The following is a 499-nucleotide window of genomic DNA, read 5'->3' as shown; positions in this document are numbered from 1 at the left end:
CATTCCCGCTACCCACCAAGTCCAGGCTCGAACCGGCATCCAGCGTGATACCCGCATCGCCATTGGCATTGATCGTATCCAGATAGCTGCTGCCGCCATCGTTACTGATCTGGATCGTACTGCCCGTATCGGCGTTGATCGTATCGCCGCCGTTACCCGACGTATCGTCGAGCGTCGAGCCCGCATCCATGTCCAGCGTATTGCCACTGGCCGTCTCCGTCACCGAGCTGCCATCGCCCAGCTCGTCGGTATCCTTGGTGCCGTACAACGTGATGCCCGTACCGTCCAGCGTCAGCGCACTGGAGTTAGAGGTGATCGACAGTTTCGTACCGTCCACAATGTCTGCCACACCGCTGTCCGTAAGTGTCAGCGATGCATTATTGGCATCGATCGTGTTGTCGGTCGCGGTGATCTGGTCGCCATTGTTGGCAGCGACAGCATTCCCGCTACCCACCAAGTCCAGGCTCGAACCGGCATCCAGCGTGATACCCGCATCGCC

Annotated in this window: 1 protein-coding gene; it reads right to left on the bottom strand. The window is 59.5% G+C overall.

Annotated elements, in window-relative coordinates:
• Positions 1-499, bottom strand: a 499-nt coding sequence (locus ISP15_RS18295) for a hypothetical protein (protein WP_404549432.1), incomplete at both ends; no start/stop codon positions are given.

Origin of the sequence: Dyella jejuensis (genome assembly GCF_044904675.1) — a bacterium.
GTDB lineage: Bacteria > Pseudomonadota > Gammaproteobacteria > Xanthomonadales > Rhodanobacteraceae > Dyella_B > Dyella_B jejuensis.
The sequence above is the reverse complement of the archived record's forward strand: the minus strand, read 5'-3'. Positions and strand labels throughout refer to the sequence as shown.